Genomic DNA, 1,757 nt, shown 5'->3' with positions numbered 1-1,757 from the left:
GGGCGAAGCCCTGCTGCGTCTGCCTGATCCCGAACGAGCCCAAGATAGGAGGCAGCCGTCACGATCATCGGCGCCGACCACCCCAGACCGGACAGACGCTCCAGCGTTGCCTGGAACAGTGTCTGGTGGCCTGTCAGTCGGGAGAATTGCTTGGGGCAGGCCTTTCGCGACAGCGGCCACAGCCGCGTGCCGGAGCCACCGCAAAGAAGAACGGGCGTGATCTGGACCATGATGATGCCTTTTCGGACAAGCTTCAATTTGCTGTATTCAGCATTGCCATGGCTGTGCGCTGTGGTGCTACCACGCGGCTGGACGGCTGACGGGGACTTCTGCCCCACCACGTCGCCAAACGGATAGGGTGACCATCCCTCAGCGCATTGCACTGTCCGGCTGCGGGGCTGTGCTATCGCGACCGTCCATTGCAATCAAAAGGTCAGCAACGCCACAACCGGAGAACTCTCCATGACCTGCCAGAAGCCCGTGCCCACCCTCCCTCTTGCCTGCTTCAAGGCCTACGACATCCGAGGTCGCCTCGGGATCGAACTGAACGCGGCAATCGCGCATCGCATTGGCCGCGCCTTCGCCGAAGTGCTGGGCACCCGGCGCGTCGTGGTCGGTCGGGACTGTCGCGCATCGTCCAACGAACTGGCTTCGGCAGTGATCGAGGGGTTGCTGGCTGCGGGGGTCGAGGCGCTGGATCTCGGCCTTTGCGGCACCGAGGAGATGTATTTCGCCACGACCCATTTGGCAGCCTGCGGCGGGATCCAGGTGACGGCCTCGCACAATCCGATGGACTGGAACGGCATGAAGATGGTCAAGGCCGGCTCGGCTCCGCTTGACCCCGCGACCGACATGGCGGCGATCCGGGCGCTGGCCGAGAGCGGTGCCTTTGCCGTTCGGCGGGACGGCGGTATTGTATCCCCTGCGCATGGCGCCCGCGCGGCCTATGTCGAACGGGTGCTGTCGATGGCCGACGCAAGCGTGTTGCGCCCGATGACCGTGCTGGTGAATGCCGGCAACGGAACGGCTGGGCCAACCTTCGACGCACTTGCCGCAGAGCTTGATCGGCGCGGTGCACCCCTGCGCTTTGTCCGGATGCATCATGACCCCGACGGCACATTCCCGAACGGCATTCCCAACCCGCTCTTGCCCGAGAACCAGCCCGCCACCGCCCGCGCCGTTGTCGAGGCAGGGGCCGATTTCGGGGTGGCCTGGGACGGTGACTTCGACCGCTGTTTCCTGTTCGATCAGGCAGGGTGTTTCGTCCCGGGAGAGTACATCGTCGGGCTGCTGGCGCAGGTGTTTCTGGCCAAGGAACCGGGCGCAACAATCATCCACGACCCGCGCGTCGTCTGGAACACCGAGGCCATCGTTGAGGCGGCCGGCGGCAAGGCGCAGGTGTCCCGCACCGGCCATGCCTTCCTCAAGCAGGCGCTGCGCCAGACCGGTGCAGTCTATGGCGGCGAGATGAGTGCGCATCACTACTTCCGCGACTTCATGGCCTGCGACAGCGGGATGATCCCCTGGCTTCTGGTTGCAGAGCTGATGGGTCGAACGGGCCGCCCGCTTGCCGATCTGGTCGCCGCGATGCGGGCGGAGTTCCCGTCTTCGGGCGAGATCAACTTCACCGTAACGGACCCCGCAGCCGCATCGGCCCGGGTCGAGGATGTGCTGGCACCCACAGCCGTCGCGGTTGACCGTCTTGACGGGCTGTCGCTGACCTTTCGTGACTGGCGTCTCAACCTGCGGTCATCGAA

At 65.2% G+C, this 1,757-nt stretch carries 2 protein-coding genes; one reads left to right on the top strand and one right to left on the bottom strand.

Annotated elements, in window-relative coordinates; all coding sequences use genetic code 11:
• Window positions 1-230 (bottom strand): sugar phosphate nucleotidyltransferase (locus tag V7N12_RS13245; protein ID WP_333715097.1); only part of this gene is annotated, 230 nt, incomplete at its 3' end.
• Between the two features lie 232 nt (window positions 231-462).
• Between V7N12_RS13245 and V7N12_RS13240 the strand changes: the two genes are divergently transcribed.
• Window positions 463-1,757 (top strand): phosphomannomutase (locus V7N12_RS13240; protein ID WP_333715096.1); only part of this gene is annotated, 1,295 nt, incomplete at its 3' end.

It is taken from the genome of Yoonia sp. (assembly GCF_036770585.1).
Classification (GTDB): domain Bacteria; phylum Pseudomonadota; class Alphaproteobacteria; order Rhodobacterales; family Rhodobacteraceae; genus Yoonia.
This window is presented reverse-complemented; position numbering and strand designations above follow the sequence as displayed.